The organism is Paenibacillus graminis, assembly GCF_000758705.1.
In the GTDB taxonomy this organism is placed as follows: domain Bacteria; phylum Bacillota; class Bacilli; order Paenibacillales; family Paenibacillaceae; genus Paenibacillus_AQ; species Paenibacillus_AQ graminis.
The window spans coordinates 1,645,924-1,664,879 of the sequence record NZ_CP009287.1 but is presented as its reverse complement, the minus strand read 5'-3'; the positions used below and the strand labels follow the sequence as shown (position 1 = coordinate 1,664,879).

Sequence of the window (18,956 nt, the reverse complement as noted above, 5' to 3'; positions counted from 1 at the left end):
CGGGTACAACAGCTTTTTTTAACATATCAGAAAGTATAATTGGGGTCCCCGCAAAGTACCTGAATCAGCCTCCGTGCAAGGCCCCGCTTTGCGTGGGTATTATGTGTGCATCCGCTTGCTGTGACAGGTAGCGGGTTGGGTATACTGCTAAATCATCCGCTATTCCGCTGTATCCACCGTTACTGATCCATTGCTGGTCGACAAAGACACTTTGTGGGTTCCGCTGCCAAGTACGGCGGTTCCATGACCGTCGCTGCCGTCCCAGCTGACATTGCCCTTCAGCGAGCCGTTGCTGGTATCTGCATTGATCGTTGCATCCGTAGCCGCCGGCAGGCTAGCAATGATCTTGCCGTTGCTGGAGGAGCATTTCCATTCGCCCGTGATCCCCGAGTTGATCGTAATCTTGCCGTTGCTGCTCTTGGCATACAGCGAACCGTCGATATTGCCCAGATCTATTGCACCGTTGGAGCTGACCAGCTTCACTTCACCCTTCACATTCTGCGCAGTTATTGTTCCATTGCTCGTATGTGCATCCACGCCTCCGGCTACATCATGAATGTCCAGCCTGCCGTTGCTCGTATCCACTTCAATACCGGACTGCAGATTGCCGGCTTCAATCGATCCGTCGTTGGTTTCGACTTCTACTGCAAGATTGCTGGGAAGGCTGACATTTAAATAGGGATCTTTGAGATTGAACCCGATATGAATATTGGACAGCCAGCCCGAATTTCCCTCCAGCTTCATCGTTAAGGTGTCTCCTGCGGCAATAACGGTCCATTTCTGTGCCAATGCGCTGGAGGCTTCTTGATCTGAGTCTCCTGGTAATTCCAGCTTCCCATCATAGTCAAGCTTGCTGCCTTCCACTCCATTAATCTTAACCTTGCCGTATGGCAGTTCGATCTTCACATTTTTAATCCCTGGCTGCACATCGGCTGTTCCATTCACCGGCACCAGCTGGGTATTGCCAAAGATTCCGCTGAGCGAGCCGTCAGCCAGCACTTTTTGGGCTCCGCTGGCAGCAACCAATATCACAATAAGAACAACAGCCCAGCCGCTTATACGGGTTTTGGCATCGGATTTGATGAATATCCGCAGCAATGTCTCCAGCCCGAACAATATAAGCAGTGCAGGCCAGAGGTACCCCAGCGCCTGGTAAGTAATCACATCAAATTGGGCCAATACGATGATTACCCCCAAGATGATGCAGCCCAAGGCTGCGGTAAAACTGCCGATCTTCCATCTTGCCATTATTTATTTCCCCATTTCTCTATACTTTTGGATTTTTCTTCAGCATTCTCAGCCCATATCCGATCAGGGCCAACGACAACAGGATGGATCCGATATTCATCTCCGTAAGCAAATCCCATAGCCCCGGGAACGTAGTAATAATCAACAGCAGGACACCCGCAGCTACACATCCAAAACCGACCCACACCGGATTTACATCGTCGTTCGGATAAGCCGGACTGGAAGGCATCCCCATACTCCAGGGTACCCCGTAACTGTCCGGATGGAACATCATGCGTTCATGCTCTTCGGCGGATATCTTCATCCAGGCTGCTTTTTGAAGGGCATCAAATAACTGGTAGAACCACAGCGCAGCCAAAGCAAACGGAAAGACCATTGGCATCGACGGGATAAAGATAATACACAAGGATGCTCCAATCATATACTCAAGCCCCAATTTTTTAAAGCCTAAATACAGATGCCCGAGTCCCGGGATCATTGCCAATAGAAAGGTGAGCCAACGTCTTTTTTTAATCATATAATATCCTCCTGTTTGAAAGTTGCTGAATGGACCGATTTATTTATTCACACTGTCAGGGTTAAGCCAGGCGCTGACCGATGTGGACATATGCCCGTTAATCTCAGTAATGCCGTAAGCCATATCTTGGAACACACCAAGCTGCAGCAGCAGGAACGTCAGGCCGACCGCGACTCCATAGTGTATCCATGAGGTTCTGGGCGCTGTGCGGCGTCTTGCCATAGTTGTTCTGACCGCCCGTTCCCGGCGTCCTGTCTCCAGCTGTTCAACCTGAGCCATGACATCGGCAGTGATATCCGGGACATCCAAAAAATCCAAAGGCTCCTGTCCGCTCTCCATTTCATTCCATAAAGCAGACATTTCCTTCGCTTCCTCCAGCCACTGAGCGCAATCGGGACAAGACTCGATGTGCAGCCGGATTCTCAGCTCCGCTTCTGGAGACAGCAAGCCATCGATATAATGCGGCATCCATTCTTTTGCAGTTGCACAGTTCATCGCCATTCCTCCCCGTTTTTACGCATCATCTGTCTGGCCCTATACAGTTGTGACTCTACCGTTTTGACTGAAATGCCTTTCTGTTCGGCAATCTCCTGATATGAGTGTCGCTGAAAATAATACATCTGCACGACCGACCGGTACGGTTCCGTGAGATGGTTCAGATTCTCGCCCAGCTCCTCCGAAGCTTCCTTGCGGAGCAGCACATGCTCTGGCGTCTGCGATGTCACCCAATCATTCTCTGTATAATCCGCCGTACTGCGGTGCCGCCATTCCCTGTCATTGGCCCGTTTCCAGTCCAGACAGGTCCGGTAAGCAATCCGGTACAGCCATGTGGAGAATGAAGATTGCCCTCTGAAGGAAGGGAGCGCCTTATAGGCTTTGATGAAAACCTCCTGGGCCATATCCTTGGCCGATTCAGCCTCACCTGTAATCTTGATGCATACCCGATATACCATGCCTTGATAGCGTTCCACCAAATGCCCGAAGGCCTGATGCTGCCCGCCCAGCACGGCTGAAATCCATTCTGCCTCTTCCAGTATTCTCCCCTCCTTCAGCTACATAATATTAGACGCAGGACTTCTCTTTTCCCCTGCAAAGATTCCAACTATTTTTTGGGGAAGCCAGAAACCTCACTATTTGAAGGAAAAATGGCCTTCCTGTCGAAATTACATAACTAGCAAACCGTATATCCGTTTGTTATTCCAACAGTCTTATTGTAACCGGATGTCCAGCCTTCCTCCAAGCGGTTTGTCTACAGCATGAAAATCCTAAAAGAAGTGGTGGGATAGGAATGATACAAGCTTTGCTGGTGGATGATGAGCGGCTTGCCCTTATGAAATTAAAGCTGATGCTGGAAGAATTAACAACCGTAAATATTATAGGTTCCTGTACGGACCCGGCCGAAGCAGTCAGCATAGCCTCAAAGCTTCAACCTGACGTTATTTTCCTGGATATAGATATGCCTGAAATGAATGGTATGCAGGTTGCGGAAGCGATCCAAGGCCTGTGTCCAGGCACTAGCATCGTATTTGTGACCGCTTATAACAGCTATGCCGTGGAGGCTTTTGAGCTGTATGCCCTGGACTATGTGTTGAAGCCTGTCCGGCGTGACCGCCTGGTTAAGACCATCCAGCGGCTGGAAAAACATTTCGGCAAGGACGGGAATCCTCCCAATACGCCTGAACCTGAGATCATGATCCGCAGCTTTCAGTCGTTGCGCTTTGAGCGTGCCGGCCAGCCGCTCCCTGCCATCCGCTGGCGCACCTCCAAAGCTCAGGAATTATTCGCTTATTTGTTCCATAACCGCAACCGCTTTGTCAGCAAGGACAGCCTTATCGAGATGCTGTGGCCGGATTTCAATCTGAAGCGGGCGTCAACTCACCTTTATACCACCATTTATCAGATCCGCCAAAGTCTGAAGCAGGCTGATATCGGGCTGCAGATCAGCAACGCCAGCGGCGGGGAAGGTTATACTATGGAGACAGGCTCCTTGCTGATCGACAGCTATGAATGGGAAAAGGGTATTCTTACTCTGGGGCCTATAAACGCTGAGAACTGCGACAAGCATCAGCGCCTGTTCTATTTCTACTCGGGTGACTATCTGAACGACTATGATTATTTATGGGCTGAGGGTGAGCGTCAGCGTCTTCGGACGATTTGGCTGCATCATGCGATGGGAATGGCTGATTTTTTTACTGCCAGGGGAAGAATTCCCGAAGCGGTAACGGTGTATCAGCGGGTGGTTCAGCTTCAGCCTTATTTTGAGCAGGGCCACTTGGGGCTTATGAAGGTGTATGACAGCATGGGAGAACGTTCGGCGGTCGAGGAGCAATATCAATACCTGGCAGACCTTCTAAAGCGTGAGCTGAGCGTAGATATACCCGATAACATTAAAAGCTGGTATGAGGAATGGAAGTTGCATAATTTCAAAAGCCTGTAGAGCTGCCTGCAACGCTGAACGGCAATGCCTGATTTTAGCATAGACACATAAAAGCCACCCGGGGCTGGTACGCCCACGGGTGGCTTTGGCATGAATTTTGATAATGTTGGTTACTTCGATTTTTTGTGGTTCTTGAACCGTCTGGACATGACGGCTCCCAGAATCATTAAGCCGCCGCCTGTCAAATAAAGCGGTAATGGACTGTTTTCTCCGGTCTGCGGAAGTTTGCCGGGCAGTCCATTCCCCCCTGCATCCGGTGTACCGGTTACTGTACCCTTCGGCACTTTATCGACACCTACTTCAATCGTCACTTCTTCCTCATTGCCGTCTTCATCGGTAACGACAATTGTAAATTTGTCTTTGCCGGTATAACCAGGATCAGGAGTATAGGTCCATTTGCCATCCGGTGTGATCTTCACTGTACCATGTGAAGGCTCTTCACCGATGCCGGGAATCCCCCCCAATGGAATCTCCCCATCGATAGGCAAATCCTCAACGGTGGTGACTGCTGTTGGTTGCGGAGCAGCCGGTGTGCTGCTAACCGCTGGTGTCTGTACCGGTGAGGCAGACGGTGTTGCCACTGGTGTCGCTGTCGGCTTCACTGCTGGAGTTGCCGTAGGCGTTGGCGTCACGGCAGCCGATGGTCCAGGAGTGACGATTGTTCCCGGCACCGAAGAGGTCACTGGTGTCGGAGTCGAATAGTCAATCACTGGCGGCGTAGTGGGCGTTGGCGTCACGACAGGCGTTGGTGTTACTGTTGGCGTTGCTGTTGGTGTTACTGTCGGTGTTGCTGTCGATGTTGGTGTTGCTGTTGGCGTTGCTGTCGGTGTTGGTGTTGCTGTTGGCTTCACTGTCGGTGTTGGTGTCTCCGTCGGCTTCACTGTCGGTGTTGGTGTCACTGTCGGTGTTGGTGTCTCCGTCGGCTTCACTGTCGGTACCGGCGTTGGCGACACTACCGGAGAGGCCGTTGGTGATGCGGCCGGCGTTGCTGATGGTGTTGCTGCTTTTAGGTTATAAACTTTGAATTCTTCCACGATGGCTGTTGTGGAATCGAAAGTAACCGATTTTTTGCCCGAATCCAGAACATATCCGGAAGGTGCACTGATTTCCTGCAGCAGATACTTACCCGGCCATAGGTTCTTAAATACAGCCTCTCCATTGGCATCTGTTGTAAGGGTATTAAAAAGCACTTCGTTTGAGCCTGACTTGCGGTACAGCGCAAAGGTAGCCCCGCTCAGCTTCGATTGATCAGCACCGTCGGCTTTGATAATTTTCAGTGCTTTTCGGGTGCCGGTGCCTACTCCATCCGCCGAAGACAGCGCAACGGTAATATCTTTGGTGCTAGTCTTCGTAATGATTGTGGAATTCTTGCCGCTCAGCCCCACTTTGTTCGTTACCTTATCATTATTGTTCGCTACAATCAGTGATTCGTACTCCAGAATATAAGCTTTTTCAATAGGTGCTTTGAATTTCAGCACAAACTGCTGTTTTCCCGTATCAAGGTCCGTAGTGAGGGTCAGTTCATAATCATCTCCGCCAACCAATGGTGTTCCTGTTTTCGTTACATCTCCAGCAGGATTTACCGTAGTCGCATAGAGCTTGAAAGAATCTGCCAGCAGGATTTGATTATCGCTGGGGTCGTCAGTGACCACCGCATCTTCGATATACGACTGGCTGTAATTGATGTTAATGGTCCATTTGATCTTAGTATTGCTTTGGCTGCCGCTCTTCTGCACAAATTCATTAGCCTTGGGAATCGTCAGCGAAGCCGTAAGATCCTTCGATTCCTCCTTGCCTTCATTGTACAGATTAGCAGTATTCATAATTGTAGGACTGTCGACCAATTCCCCCTTTAGACTTGTTTTGAAATTGATGATGTATCCCGATTCAATGTTCTTAGTGAACTTCACTTGAAGCAGCTTCGTGGTCTCGTTGTAAGAGACCGTATAATCTGTGTTAAGTGTCAGCTTGGTCGTTCCCTGACTGTAGTCGCCGTTTTTGGCCACAACCATATTGTAGATTTCTACAGATCCCGGAACATACACCTGCTTGCCTTCTATAGTATCGGTTACCTCAGCGCTGTTAAGCGGGTTGCGGTTATAATTGACCCCTACGGACCAGATAATTTCCTTGCTGGACGCATTATAGGAGCCGCTTTTGTAGCCGTTGGCTTTTTCTGCCGGTTGAGGATCAAAGGATGCGGTAACGGTTTTGGTGTTCACATCCGTGGAGCCAGGTTTGGTCCATTCCACTGCTGCCTGGTTCACAAACTTGGCATCCGTGGTCAACCAGTCGCTGCCGAGCCATTTATTATCAAAATAAGTTTCATAAGTAATGGTATACGGTCCGGTAATCTGCGAATTAAACTTCACCTCAAAACCGGCATCCGGTATTTCATTCTGAATCGAGAAGCCCGTGGTAATCACTGTATCGCCTTTTTTGACAACGATGCTGCCAGGGATGATTTTCAGTCCTTTGTTAGGGAAAACATCCTTGACTACTACATTATCCATCTGATAACTGTCGGCATTGATGGTCACGGACCATTTTACTTTTTTGTTGGTATAGTCGATACCGCTGCTTGGCAGTGTTTTGGCAATAATCACCTGATTGATGCCGCGTGTGCCGGTTTCATAAGTGTCCCCGGAGTAAACGGTGTTCGTAATGGTCGTATCCTTCTCAACGCGGCCTGTGGCCTGGGTCTTGTATATGATTTTGTAAGCACTGTTGACGTCACTGTTGAACTTCAGCTCAAAGCCGTTTTTCCCGCTAGGTGCAGCTGAAGGAGATATCAACGTATAATTGCCCGCAGGTGTGCCGCCTACTGTTCCTCCGGCATTCGTCAAAAAGTTAACCGGGAATACCTGCAGAGAACCTGCCACCAGCTTCTGTGTATTGTCAAAATAATCCTTCAGCACAGCATCCGCCTGGGCAATCGGTTTTTCATTGTAATTGTAATCGATCTCCCAAGTGGTTATCTGGGTATTAGGATCATATGCGCTGGAGGTTTTCTTCAATGGTGTTCCATAGCTCACATTGACCGTTGCCGATGACTTCGATGCTGGCAGTCCTGTACTATTTAAAGCAGCCTCATTAGTGAAGCTTTTTTTCGCGGGATCTGTAATGTCCGTAGTAAATTGAATACGGTATGCACTCGTTATAGGAGATTGCTTGAATGCTACACTCAGATTTCCGGAAGAATCAGTCACCGTATATTGAGAAGAAGAGATTTCCGCTCCCTGTGCCGCCGTTCCGTCCAGCTTCACGTTAAGATCATACACTTTTACATCCAGCGGGTCCGTTAAAGCAAGGCCAGCCGGGATGACATCCGTAACAGAGGCGCCATAGACACTGGACAGCACCTTGTTCACGTCGACCGTCCAGATAATTTGCTTTCCGTTCAGCCCATCCTTGTTCGTGCCCGAAGGCTTTCCGCTTTTTTCAATAATTGAAGCATTATCTGGAACAAACTCAAGCGTTACGGTCTGGTTGCCTCCGTTAACCGGAAAGACGATGTGCTGCTCAGTTGTCTCAGTAAAGCTGGCTTTATCAAATTTCGTATTAATCGAGAAGGAACCATGCACGCCAAAATATTTATCAATATCCTGGCCAAAGGTCATGACAACTTTATTGGGATTCCCCTTCAGCACATCAAAATGTCCCAAAGTAAGGCCATCCGCCTGCAGCGGTGTCCCCATGATGTCGCTGGCCAGCACAAAGTGGTCCGGCAGCTCGAAACTGTAAGTATCCCCTTCCTGATAAGTATTGTCCGGCAGCTGCCAATCATAGGTAAGCTTCACTTCAGCGCCTTGCTTATACACCACATCTGTTACGGGAACTCCGTTATCATACACGGCCATAGTTACGGTGGTGATGATATTATCCGTAATTTCTGCCGCATGTGCTTGAGCATTGAAGCCAAACCCGTAAGCACTTTGTACTATGATCATAAGAACACTGAGTATGGCTGCTATTCTTTTTTTGAGCATCGTTGCAGTAAACCTCCATTTCACATGCTAAAATTATAATTTTTGGGCTGGTTAAATTTTTACTCCCGTCAATCCCCCAATCATTGATATGTATGTTGGCCTTCTATTACGCTTATCTGTGCATGTCTGATTGTAATTCCCCCTGATGAACAATTTCTGAACAGATCTGTACAATTGACCCTAATCCATTGCTATTTTCGTAAATATGTCTTATAAAAGACAAAAATAACGCAGATATTCGCTAATTCGACAATGTTTATAGTAATTAAAATCACTGATTAATTGCTGATAAAAAAACTTCGCAGCCCAGCTGGACATAACAAAAAGAGCTGTCCAAACCCTAGATTTCTCTACGGTCTGAACAGCTCCATATGCGTAATTATTCAAAAGTAAAAAGTTGCGCTAAAGGCTATCTTTGTATTATATGCCCCGGCGGTTTTACAGATTGGCGTGATCACGTTTGGTATAGGTTTTCCGTTTCTCCAGCAGTTTGTTCAGCGCGTTCAGATATGCTCTGGCACTCGCCTCCAGAATATCGGTACTGAGTCCGCGGCCCTGTGCAGCAACCTCACCCTGAGACAACACTACGTGAACCTCGCCCTGGGCGTCTTTCCCCCTGCTCACTGCCTTGATGGAATAATCGCCCAGCGTAACTTCCTCACGGGTCGCCTGGTCTATGGCGTTGTAAATGGCATCAACCGAGCCATTGCCTTCGGCAACCGCAACAATCGGCTGCGGCTCTGGCCCTTTAATCGTTATCTTCGCTGTTGGAGTGGCCTCATTGCCGTAAGTAACATAAATCGTCTGCAGGCTGAATACCTCTGGTGTATCGATCAGTTTTTCCTCCAGCAGCGCCAGAATATCCTCATCAGATACTTCCTTTTTCTTATCTGCCAGATCCTTGAATTTGGCAAATGCTGTGTTCAGCTCTTCCTCCAAAAGATCATAACCCAGATCCCTAAGCTTGTCGCGGAACGCATGGCGACCGGAGTGCTTGCCAAGCACCAGCTTGCTCTCTTTGAGCCCGATGGTCTCAGGAGTCATGATTTCGTAGGTGGTTTTCTCCTTCAACATGCCGTCCTGGTGAATTCCGGACTCGTGGGCAAAAGCGTTGGCACCCACAATTGCCTTGTTCCCAGGGACGACCATGCCGGTCAGCTTGCTGACCAGGCGGCTGGTACGGGAGATTTCGGACAGCACCAAGGACGTCTTGGCATCAAAAAACTCGCTGCGTGTCTCCAGTGCCAATGCCACTTCTTCAATAGCAGTATTCCCCGCGCGTTCGCCGATACCGTTGATGGTTCCTTCGATCTGGTCGGCACCATTCTGAATGGCAGCGAGCGTGTTCGCTGTAGCCATGCCCAGATCATTATGACAGTGGGCGCTAAGCTGGACTTTCTCAATATCCGGCACAGTGTCTTTAAGAAACTTGAAGATCGCACCATATTCCGATGGGTTCAGATAGCCTACAGTATCCGGAATATTGACTACATTTGCACCCTCCCGAATCGCCATTGCCACCATTTCAGCCATGAAGTCGCGTTCGGTGCGGCCAGCATCCTCAAGTGAGAATTCCAGCTTGGAGAAATACTTTTTGGCATAACGGATGGCAGCCTGTGCAGTCTCCAGCACCTGGGCCTTTTCCATACGCAGCTTATGCTGCCGGTGAATCGGTGAAGTCGCCAGGAACAGATGAATGCAGGGGTCCTGTGCCCCTTGAAGCGCTTCACGAACTGCATCAATGTCGCTTTCTCTGGAGCGGGAGAGGCCGATCAGCGTCACATTCTTGACCGCTCTCGCCACTGCATTCACTGCAGCCAGATCTCCTGGTGAAGCTGCGGGAAATCCCGCCTCCATCCGGTCAATCCCCAGCTTCTCAAGCTGGTAGGCAATCTCTACCTTTTCCCTTGTATTGAGGTTGACCCCCGGCGACTGCTCTCCGTCACGCAGTGTCGTGTCGAATACATATATTTTCCGCAAAGCTGAGCACCTCCTGAGAAAGATTGTGCTAAAACCCTCAAATGCGGCCCGCAAAAATACGGCCGCATCTGAGAATCACACTATAGTACGTTCATCATGTAAGTATATGAGACTATTTCTTAATCCAGTGCATCATTTCACGCAGCTGGCTGCCTACTACTTCAACCGGATGAGCGGCTTCGTTGCGGCGGGTGGCAGTCAGGAACGCACGGCCGGATTGATTCTCAAGGATAAAGTCGCGGGCGAATTTACCCTGCTGGATATCGCTGAGCACTGCTTTCATTGCTTTTTTGGTTTCGTCCGTAATGATGCGAGGACCAGTTACATAATCGCCGTACTCGGCAGTGTTGCTGATCGAATCGCGCATGGTGGCAAGTCCGCCTTCATACACAAGGTCAACAATCAGCTTCATTTCATGCAGACATTCGAAATATGCCATTTCAGGAGCATAACCTGCTTCAGTAAGCGTCTCGAAGCCGGCTTTGATCAGCGCGGATACGCCGCCGCACAGAACTGCCTGTTCTCCGAACAGATCGGTTTCGGTTTCTTCACGGAACGAGGTTTCAATAACCCCTGCACGTGTACAGCCGATGCCCTTGGCATAAGCAAGGCCAATCGCCTGAGCATTGCCGGTTGCATCCTGTTCAATGGCGATCAGGCCGGGAACACCGAAGCCTTCAACATAAGTGCGGCGAACCATGTGGCCCGGAGATTTTGGGGCCACCAGCAGCACATCCGCATCCTTAGGAGCCACGATTTGGCCGAAATGAACGTTGAAGCCGTGAGAGAACATCAGCGCCGCGCCGTTTTTGAGGTTCGGCTCGATTTCATTTTTATAGACGGATGCCTGAGTTTCGTCTGGCATCAGAATTTGTACTACATCCGCACGGGATACTGCTTCAGCTACCGGCAGCACTTCAAAACCGTCATTCTTGGCGGTTTCGAACGATTTGCCTTCGCGCAGGCCGATGACAACCTGAAGACCGCTGTCACGCAGGTTCTGTGCCTGGGCATGCCCTTGGCTGCCGTACCCGATTACTGCAATTGTCTTCCCTTTTAGTACACTAAGTTCTGCATCCTGTTCATAGTACGTTGTCACTGCCATTGTCAATATCCTCCTTTAATTTGGGACCCATCGTAAAGAGCGGGTGCTTCAAGAGAGCCTTCAGCATTGAAGAATGGCCCGGCTGCTCTTCAAGCCCCCGCTCTTTAGCGGGAATTGCCTTACCATCATCTTATCCAATTAATGCAAACAAGCAGCAATTCGTTAAAGCTGTAAGTGGAAACAACCTAGCCGGCCTCTAAAGAGGCGGCTTCCGTTTCAGCGAGAAATAGAAGAATACTTTATAGTGTGAAGCATATAAAGTCTTATATTTAAATTGTAATGATCAGGCATTTCCCCGAATCATTGCTGTAACGCCGGTACGGGACAGCTCTTTGATGCCATAAGGCTTAAGCAGTTCAATCATCGCATCAATCTTCTGCGTATCCCCAACCACCTGCACAAGCAAGCTGGTTGTGCCGATATCTACCACGGACGCGCGGAAGGTTTCCACAACACCCATAATTTCCGGACGTTCAGCCGGTTCCGCTTTGACCTTGATGAGTGCCAGCTCACGGGCAACCATAGGCTTGGAGCCAAGATCCACTACCTTGATCACATCGATCAGCTTATAGAGCTGCTTCTCGATCTGCTCAAGCGTGTGCTGGTCACCCAGTGTCACTATGACCATCCGGGACAGGCCGGCCTCTTCAGACTGCCCTACGGTGATGCTCTCAATATTGAAGCCCCGGCGGCCGAACAGGCCTGACACCCGCTGCAGCACACCCGGCTGGTCATTCACAAGCACAGCAATCGTATGTCTCATCACTGTCATTCATCCCCCATCAGCATTTGATCGATGGTCGACCCTTGAGTTACCATCGGGTAGACATTCTCGTCCTTAGGAACAACGAATTCTACCAGAACGGGTCCCGGCGTTTCCAGTGCTTCTTTCCACGCAGCGCCTGCTTCTTCCTTGTTCGTTGCCCGAAGTCCTTTTACCCCGTATGCTTCAGCCAGCTTTACGAAATCGGGGCTGCCTGCGAGGTCGGTATAGCTGTAACGCTTCTCGTATATGAGGTTCTGCCACTGCCGGACCATTCCCAGAACCTCGTTGTTAATAACGACGATTTTGACCGGGATGTTGTGGATTGCACAAATCGCAAGCTCCTGCGAACACATCTGCATTCCGCCGTCACCGTTAATGGAAACTACCAGCCGTTCCGGATGCGCCATTTGCGCCCCGATCGCCGACGGGAATCCGAAGCCCATCGTTCCAAGCCCTCCGGAAGTAATCCATGAACGGGGATGATTGAACTTGTAATACTGGGCTGCCCACATCTGGTGCTGTCCAACATCCGTAGTAACGATAGCTTCGCCCTTGGTGGTGTCATTAATCATCTGGATGACCCACTGCGGTTTCAGCTCTGTTTCGGAATCGTTGTAGCGAAGCGGGAAATCCAGCTTCCACTGGGCAATCTGCGTTCTCCAGGCATCGGCTCCCGCTGCACGGCTCACCTCAGGGATCAGCAACTCCAGCACTGTCTTCACATCTCCGACAATCGGAATGTCAGGCGATACGTTTTTGCCGATTTCCGCCGGATCGATGTCGATGTGGACGATTTTTGCTTTTGGCGCAAAGCCGTCCAGCTTGCCGGTCACACGGTCATCGAACCGGGCGCCGATGTTGATCAGCAAATCGCATTGCTGAATGGCATTATTCGCTGTATACGTCCCGTGCATGCCGGGCATTCCCATCCACAGGTCTTCCGCACTCGGATAACAGCCCAGTCCCAGCAAGGTGGTTGTGATCGGAATTTCCGTCCGCTTCACGAATTCATACATCGCTTCATGAGCTCCGGAGTAGATGACCCCGCCGCCTGCAATAATGATCGGACGTTCCGCTGCTGAAATGGCCCGAACCAGCTTATCCAGCTGGAGTTTGTTCGGAACCGTACGCGGGTTATAGCCGCGGAGGTTAACGCCTTGCTGCTTCGCTGGACTATACAATGTCTTGGCCGCCGATACATCCTTCGGAATATCGATGAGTACCGGACCTTTTCGGCCGGTGTTCGCGATATGAAAGGCTTCATGAATGATGCGCGGAAGATCTTCAACATCGCGCACCAGATAGCTGTGCTTCGTAATAGGCATCGTAATGCCTGTAATATCCGCTTCCTGGAAAGCATCGGTTCCAATCAGGCTGGAAAAGACATTGCCGGTGATTACCACCAGTGGAACCGAGTCCATAAAAGCGGTCGCGATCCCGGTTACCAGATTGGTTGCTCCCGGACCGGAGGTTGCAATACATACGCCCGCTTTGCCGCTTGCTCTGGCATAGCCGTCAGCCGCATGAATCGCGCCCTGCTCATGCCGTGTCAGGATATGCTTGAAATCATTGAAGCCATGAAGAGCATCGTAGATGTACAATACCGCACCGCCAGGGTAACCGAAGACGGTATCCACCCCTTCCATTACAAGACTGCGCAGCAGGACTTCGGAACCCGTAACCACCTCGGGATTCTTCCATTTCTCACGTAACTGCTCAATAGACCGCACTTCCGGTGTTTGCGCGCTCATCAGTATTCCTCCCTTCAATAGTGAACATTCATATGGGAATGACAGACCGTCCATTAATTCAACTGTTAGGTTCCTGGCAACAAAAAAACCTTCCGCCTCCCACGCGCAGAAGACAGCGCGTGAGGGACGAAAGGTTGATCTTCCGTGGTACCACCCATGTTTGCATTGCATCTCACGATGCAACGCCTTATCAGGATACAAAAATCCATCGATGTAGGCAGGGCCCAAATCTTTGTAACCTGAAGTCCCTAACGCGGACCAAACGATTCCCCCTAATAATTCCGCCACTCTTGCCGGTGGACCTTTCAGGAAAACAGCTCCGAGGTGAGCTCGTATATAAGGGATTCTGGTGGAGGTTGCAGCAATTCCTCTCACTCTCTGAGCAAAAGAGCCCTTAAAACTTCGTCCTCATCATTGCCGATGATTATATGTTCGTAAATGTTTAGACACATTATATGATTCCTCACACGGTTAGTCAATACCCTTCTTTTGGGCAATCGTCACAAAATGTTGTTCTATCCTTGCCGGAACGCCCACACCCCTTAGAGCATATGATGTACGACAATGCGTGAAGGGGGCGCTTTATGATTCGCTACCGCAGACCCAAGCAGGATGACACCGTGATTCTTGACTTGATTGAAAAGCAACTGGTTCCATTATCACATCTTCCACAGACTGTTATCAACCAGATCAGAAAAGATCTGCCCCGGCGTCTCGGTCAAGGGGTCACCCTTGTAGCTTGTCCGGATTATGAGAGCGATCCGCTGGGATTTGTACACTTTATGCTGCATGGAGATTTGCTCTATATTGACATGCTGGCCATAGCCCCTGCCGCGAGACGCAAACGCTGGGGGAATATGCTCATGGACAGAGCAGAGCGCTTTGCACTATCACGCGGTTGTCTAAGGGCCAAGATATCTGTAGATGCCGGCAATGCGCCAGGCATTTCCTTTTATCAAAAATTGGGCTACAGCGTAGCCCGTTATCAGCCGCAAAACTTCTGCTATGAGTTCGAGAAACTGTTAGCCAATAGATTCAGAGCTTAAAAGAAACCAATCGGCGGAACGCCATATCCAGGTCCGTAGCCGCCATAGGGTCCAGGTATGGGACCTGGCCCATAACCGCCATAAGCGCCCGGGGCTCCGCCATAACCATAACCTCCGCCGTATGCGTAAGGAGCCGTACCGACGGCCAGCAAATCAAACAGCACCAGCGGAATCAGTGCTTTGGTTTGCACTTTTTTACCGCTGATCCGTTGTAAAACCAGACGGTTGCCCGAAACGCGGAGCAGCTTGCCCGAAACTTTTGTGCCATCTTTTTTCATTGCGACAATATTTTTGCCTACCAGCTTCATCACCTGTTTCTTCGTCACCGGCTGTGCCATATTATCCCTCCTAAATATGAATACTCAATAAAACCCGCTGCACTTTGCGCTAAAGTTTCATCTTCACAACAGTCTATTCGCACGCATAACGCTTCGCCTGTACACCTGTCCCTGTCAGCTTCACTTGAAGCTTCAACAAAAAAACGCATTTCCGGAAAAGACCGGAAATGCGTTATACATGCTTGATCTGCGAAGGAATAACAGCTAGCGTTTGCTAGGGTCGTAAGGTTCGCCCAATGCCTTTGGAGCTGAAGAACGTCCAACCGCACTGACCAGAACGATAATGGTTAGCACATATGGAATCATGAAAATAAATTCCTGCGGAATATTCTTGGACCATTCAAACAGCTGAACGTAGTTGCGGATTGCTTGAGACAATCCGAAAAATACAGCAGCCCCAAAAGCGCCAAGCGGATTCCATTTCCCGAAAATCATTGCCGCAATGGCGATAAAGCCTTGGCCGGAAATGGTATTATGCGAAAAAGTTCCGGTTGTCGTCAGAGTGATGGTGGCTCCGCCAATTCCAGCCAGCATCCCGCTCAGCATTACACCGATATATCTCATGCGCTTCACATTGACGCCGAGCGTATCCGCTGCGCTGGGGTGTTCACCGACAGCACGCAGGCGGAGACCAAACGGAGTTTTAAAGAGTATAAAATAAATCACAACAACCAATATCATCGCCAGGTATGTTGTCGGATAGGAATTGAAGATCCCCTCACCGATGACCGGAATCTTAGAGAGACCAGGAATAGGCACTTTATTGAACCCATCCAGCAGAGGCGTTTCTCCGGCTCCCTCAAAGATCAGCTTGACTACATAAAGCGTGCTGCCGGCAGCCAGAAAGTTGATGACGGTACCACTGATGGTCTGATCCGCCTTGAACGTAATCGAAGCTACTGCATGAATGAGCGCACCAAGCACGCCTACAGCCATAGCACACAATACGCCGATCCATGGAGCCCAGGCACCCATGCCGGCATCCTGAGCGTAATATCCGCCAACGGCTGCAGCAAAAGCACCAAACATCATCAAACCTTCAAGTCCAATGTTTACGATACCGGAGCGTTCAGAGAAGATGCCACCGAGGGCGGCAAATATCAGCGCTGTGGAAAAAACAAGCGTTGTATTGAGCAATTGGCCTAATACTTCCATCTATAACACCTTCTCTTTCTTGCGCTTGAAGTAGAACGGTTTAAGCACCCACCGCACAATTCCTTGTGCCGCGATGAAGAAAATAATCGAACCGATCACGATTCGGATGAGTTCTGGTGGAACATCTGCTCCAAAGCTCATACCTGCTGATCCATAGGTCAATGTACCATAAAGTATAGCAGCCAATACCACTCCGAGCGGATGCGTCAAACCAAGCAAAGCAACGGCAATGCCGTCAAAGCCGTAACCCGGGGAGGCCGCAAATACAGATTGATAGTGGAATACGCCAAGCACTTCCCCTGCCCCTGCAAGACCCGCAAAAACACCGCTGATGAACATGGCCTTAATCACATTGCGGCCAACATTCATCCCTGCGTATTCTGCAGCATGCGGATTAAGACCGACAGCGCGCATTTCATAACCCTGTTTGGTCTTCCACAGGTACACATAGAAGAACACTGCTGCAGCAAGCGCAATAGCTGTTCCCCAGTGGAGCCGGGCATTATCAAACACGGAATTCAAAAATGTCATCGAAAGCGAAGCCGGAATATCCTCTGAACGGTTCTGACCGGAAAGCAACAGGAACGTTCTGACAATATAATTGGACAGGAACAGCGCAATCCAGTTCAGCATGATGGTAGTGATAACTTCATTGATTCCACGTTTCGCCTTCAGGTAACCGGCAATGCCCGCCCAGAGACCGCCACAGACTCCAGCCATAATAACAGCCAGCGGTACAAGCACGAAGCTCGGCAAGGTCCCGGCAAACTTGATGCCAACCACAGATGCAGCTGTCATGCCAATGAGCACTTGACCGTCAGCACCAATATTAAACATCCCTGAACGGAATGCAAAGGCTACTGCAAGTCCGGTGAACATCAGCGGCGTCATCTCACGGATAGCCTCACCAAAATCATACGGGCTGCCAAATACGCGTTTGAACAGCGCAGAATAGGCTGCGATTGGATCGTATCCGCCCACCAGCATAACGATAGCTCCCACCAGAAAGCCCATCACAATTGCAACTAGCGGAACGATGTAGCTGTCCGTCGCAAATATTTTTTTGAATCTAGACATCCGCGTGGCCTCCCCGTTTCAAGCTTCCCGCCATCATCAGACCCAATTCCTGATCGTTGGTATCCTGCGGGAATACTTCACCGACAATCTGGCCTTCGTAAATGACGGCGATTCTGTCGGATACATTCATGATTTCATCGAGTTCAAAAGAAATCAGCAGTACCGCTTTGCCCTGGTCCCGCTGGGCAATCAACTGCTTCTGCACAAATTCGATTGCACCGACATCAAGACCGCGCGTAGGCTGGGCCGCAATCAGCAGTGTCGGATTTTTGTCTATTTCCCGCGCAATAATCGCTTTCTGTTGGTTACCGCCTGACAAGGAGCGCGCCTTGTTCTCAATCGAAGGCGTCCGGACGTCAAACTGCTTGACCAGATCTTCAGCATGCTGATCAATGACTTGTTTGTTCAAGAATCCGTTCTGGTTGTACGGACTCTTATAATACGTCTCCAGTACCATATTCTCGCTGACTGTAAAGTCCAATACGAGACCGTGTTTATGACGGTCTTCCGGAATATGGGAGACATTCATTTCAGAGACTTTCCGCGGACTTAGGTTGGCGATCTCTTTGCCTGATACCGTGATGGACCCTGAATCAATCTTGCGGAGCCCCGTAATTGCCTGAATCAGCTCGCTTTGTCCGTTGCCGTCGACTCCTGCTATTCCGAGGATCTCGCCGGCCTTCACCTCAAAGCTGAGGCCATTCAAAACCGCCACACCATCCTTGCTCTTGCTGCTGACATTAGTCAGCTTAAGCACGCTTGAGCCAATATGGGGAATCTGCTTGTCCACCTTGAAAGTTACCCCGCGTCCGACCATTTTTTCGGCCAGCTCATTGGGATTGGTGCCGGCAGTCTTCACAGTATCAATAACCTTGCCCCGGCGGATGATGGTAACCCGGTCGGAAATCTGCATGATTTCTTTCAGCTTATGTGTAATCAGAATGATGGACTTGCCCTCTGCAACGAGCCGCTTCATTATCGCCATGAGTTCCGTAATTTCCTGTGGCGTAAGCACAGCGGTAGGCTCGTCGAATATTAGTATATCCGCACCGCGGTACAGGGTCTTCATAATCTCTACCCTTTGCTGCATGCCGACCGAAATGTCATGAATTTTGGCATTTGGATTGACTTGAAGGCCATACTGCTCCGATAGCTTGCGAACCTGCTCCGCAGCGGATTTATAGTCGATTTTAAGACCTTTTTTCGGTTCCATGCCCAGAACAATGTTCTCGGTTACCGTAAAAGGCTCTACAAGCTTGAAATGCTGGTGAACCATTCCAATGCCAAGCTCAATCGCTTTATTAGGGTTATCGATAATAACCGGTTTCCCGCCGATTTCGATGCTGCCTTCATCGGGCTGATACAGTCCGAAGACGATATTCATCAAAGTGGATTTGCCTGCTCCGTTCTCACCCAGCAGTGCATGAATTTCTCCTTTTTCGAGCGTAAGACTGATCGAGTCGTTCGCGACGATACCGGGAAAGCGTTTTGTGATTTGCTTCAACTCTACGACAGGAGCCGCAGCACTCATGGAATCACCCTCATCA

The 18,956-nt window shown here is 49.9% G+C and carries 15 protein-coding genes; 2 read left to right on the top strand and 13 right to left on the bottom strand.

Annotation, left to right across the window (positions count from 1 at the left end; genetic code table 11):
• Positions 1 to 159: 159 nt before the first annotated feature.
• Genes PGRAT_RS07175 through PGRAT_RS07160 form a run of 4 tightly spaced genes read right to left on the bottom strand, consistent with a single transcriptional unit; the run spans position 160 to position 2,781 of the window.
• A complete protein-coding gene (locus PGRAT_RS07175) occupies positions 160 to 1,248 on the bottom strand; it encodes a DUF4097 family beta strand repeat-containing protein (RefSeq protein ID WP_025704032.1) in 1,089 nt (362 codons plus the stop codon).
• Positions 1,249 to 1,267: 19 nt separating this feature from the next.
• A complete protein-coding gene (locus tag PGRAT_RS31495) occupies positions 1,268 to 1,765 on the bottom strand; it encodes a hypothetical protein (protein ID WP_025704031.1) in 498 nt (165 codons plus the stop codon).
• Between the two features lie 39 nt (positions 1,766 to 1,804).
• Complete coding sequence (locus PGRAT_RS07165; protein ID WP_025704030.1) at positions 1,805 to 2,260, bottom strand: anti-sigma factor family protein; 456 nt, start codon at positions 2,258 to 2,260, stop codon at positions 1,805 to 1,807.
• On the bottom strand, positions 2,257 to 2,781 hold the full coding sequence (locus PGRAT_RS07160) for an RNA polymerase sigma factor (protein ID WP_267919285.1): 525 nt from the start codon (positions 2,779 to 2,781) through the stop codon (positions 2,257 to 2,259). Before PGRAT_RS07160 ends, PGRAT_RS07165 begins: the two co-directional genes overlap by 4 nt.
• Positions 2,782 to 3,053: 272 nt before the next feature.
• On the opposite strand from PGRAT_RS07160, the gene PGRAT_RS07155 reads away from it, so the two are divergent.
• Positions 3,054 to 4,202, top strand: coding sequence for a response regulator (locus tag PGRAT_RS07155; RefSeq protein ID WP_081758610.1), 1,149 nt, complete (start codon positions 3,054 to 3,056; stop codon positions 4,200 to 4,202).
• Between the two features lie 110 nt (positions 4,203 to 4,312).
• Here PGRAT_RS07155 and PGRAT_RS07150 read toward each other — a convergent pair whose 3' ends face one another.
• The 5 genes from PGRAT_RS07150 to ilvB all read right to left on the bottom strand — a co-directional run bounded on the left by PGRAT_RS07150 (position 4,313) and on the right by ilvB (position 13,793).
• On the bottom strand, positions 4,313 to 8,191 hold the full coding sequence (locus tag PGRAT_RS07150; RefSeq protein ID WP_042266281.1) for a collagen binding domain-containing protein: 3,879 nt from the start codon (positions 8,189 to 8,191) through the stop codon (positions 4,313 to 4,315).
• 438 nt (positions 8,192 to 8,629) lie between these two features.
• A complete protein-coding gene (locus PGRAT_RS07145) occupies positions 8,630 to 10,171 on the bottom strand; it encodes a 2-isopropylmalate synthase (RefSeq protein WP_025703429.1) in 1,542 nt (513 codons plus the stop codon).
• Between the two features lie 112 nt (positions 10,172 to 10,283).
• On the bottom strand, positions 10,284 to 11,276 hold the full coding sequence (gene ilvC, locus PGRAT_RS07140; RefSeq protein ID WP_025703428.1) for a ketol-acid reductoisomerase: 993 nt from the start codon (positions 11,274 to 11,276) through the stop codon (positions 10,284 to 10,286).
• Positions 11,277 to 11,559: 283 nt separating this feature from the next.
• Positions 11,560 to 12,048, bottom strand: a complete 489-nt coding sequence (gene ilvN / locus PGRAT_RS07135) for an acetolactate synthase small subunit (protein ID WP_020427386.1) — start codon at positions 12,046 to 12,048, stop codon at positions 11,560 to 11,562.
• Positions 12,045 to 13,793: a biosynthetic-type acetolactate synthase large subunit gene (gene ilvB / locus PGRAT_RS07130; RefSeq protein WP_025703427.1), complete on the bottom strand. Its 1,749-nt coding sequence runs from the start codon at positions 13,791 to 13,793 to the stop codon at positions 12,045 to 12,047. The genes ilvN and ilvB overlap by 4 nt, the downstream gene beginning before the upstream one ends.
• A gap of 584 nt (positions 13,794 to 14,377) precedes the next feature.
• On the opposite strand from ilvB, the gene PGRAT_RS07125 reads away from it, so the two are divergent.
• The gene (locus PGRAT_RS07125; protein WP_025703426.1) at positions 14,378 to 14,839 is read left to right on the top strand and encodes a GNAT family N-acetyltransferase; all 462 of its coding nucleotides are present in this window, start codon (positions 14,378 to 14,380) and stop codon (positions 14,837 to 14,839) included.
• Here PGRAT_RS07125 and PGRAT_RS07120 read toward each other — a convergent pair.
• The 4 genes from PGRAT_RS07120 to PGRAT_RS07105 all read right to left on the bottom strand — a co-directional run bounded on the left by PGRAT_RS07120 (position 14,836) and on the right by PGRAT_RS07105 (position 18,940).
• Positions 14,836 to 15,177: a hypothetical protein gene (locus PGRAT_RS07120; protein ID WP_025703425.1), complete on the bottom strand. Its 342-nt coding sequence runs from the start codon at positions 15,175 to 15,177 to the stop codon at positions 14,836 to 14,838. The genes PGRAT_RS07125 and PGRAT_RS07120 overlap by 4 nt on opposite strands.
• A 204-nt stretch (positions 15,178 to 15,381) precedes the next feature.
• Entirely contained in the window at positions 15,382 to 16,332 is a 951-nt protein-coding gene (locus PGRAT_RS07115; RefSeq protein WP_025703424.1) for an ABC transporter permease, read from the bottom strand.
• The gene (locus PGRAT_RS07110) at positions 16,333 to 17,409 is read right to left on the bottom strand and encodes an ABC transporter permease (protein WP_025703423.1); all 1,077 of its coding nucleotides are present in this window, start codon (positions 17,407 to 17,409) and stop codon (positions 16,333 to 16,335) included.
• On the bottom strand, positions 17,402 to 18,940 hold the full coding sequence (locus PGRAT_RS07105) for an ABC transporter ATP-binding protein (protein WP_025703422.1): 1,539 nt from the start codon (positions 18,938 to 18,940) through the stop codon (positions 17,402 to 17,404). The genes PGRAT_RS07110 and PGRAT_RS07105 overlap by 8 nt, the downstream gene beginning before the upstream one ends.
• Between the last annotated feature and the right edge of the window lie 16 nt (positions 18,941 to 18,956).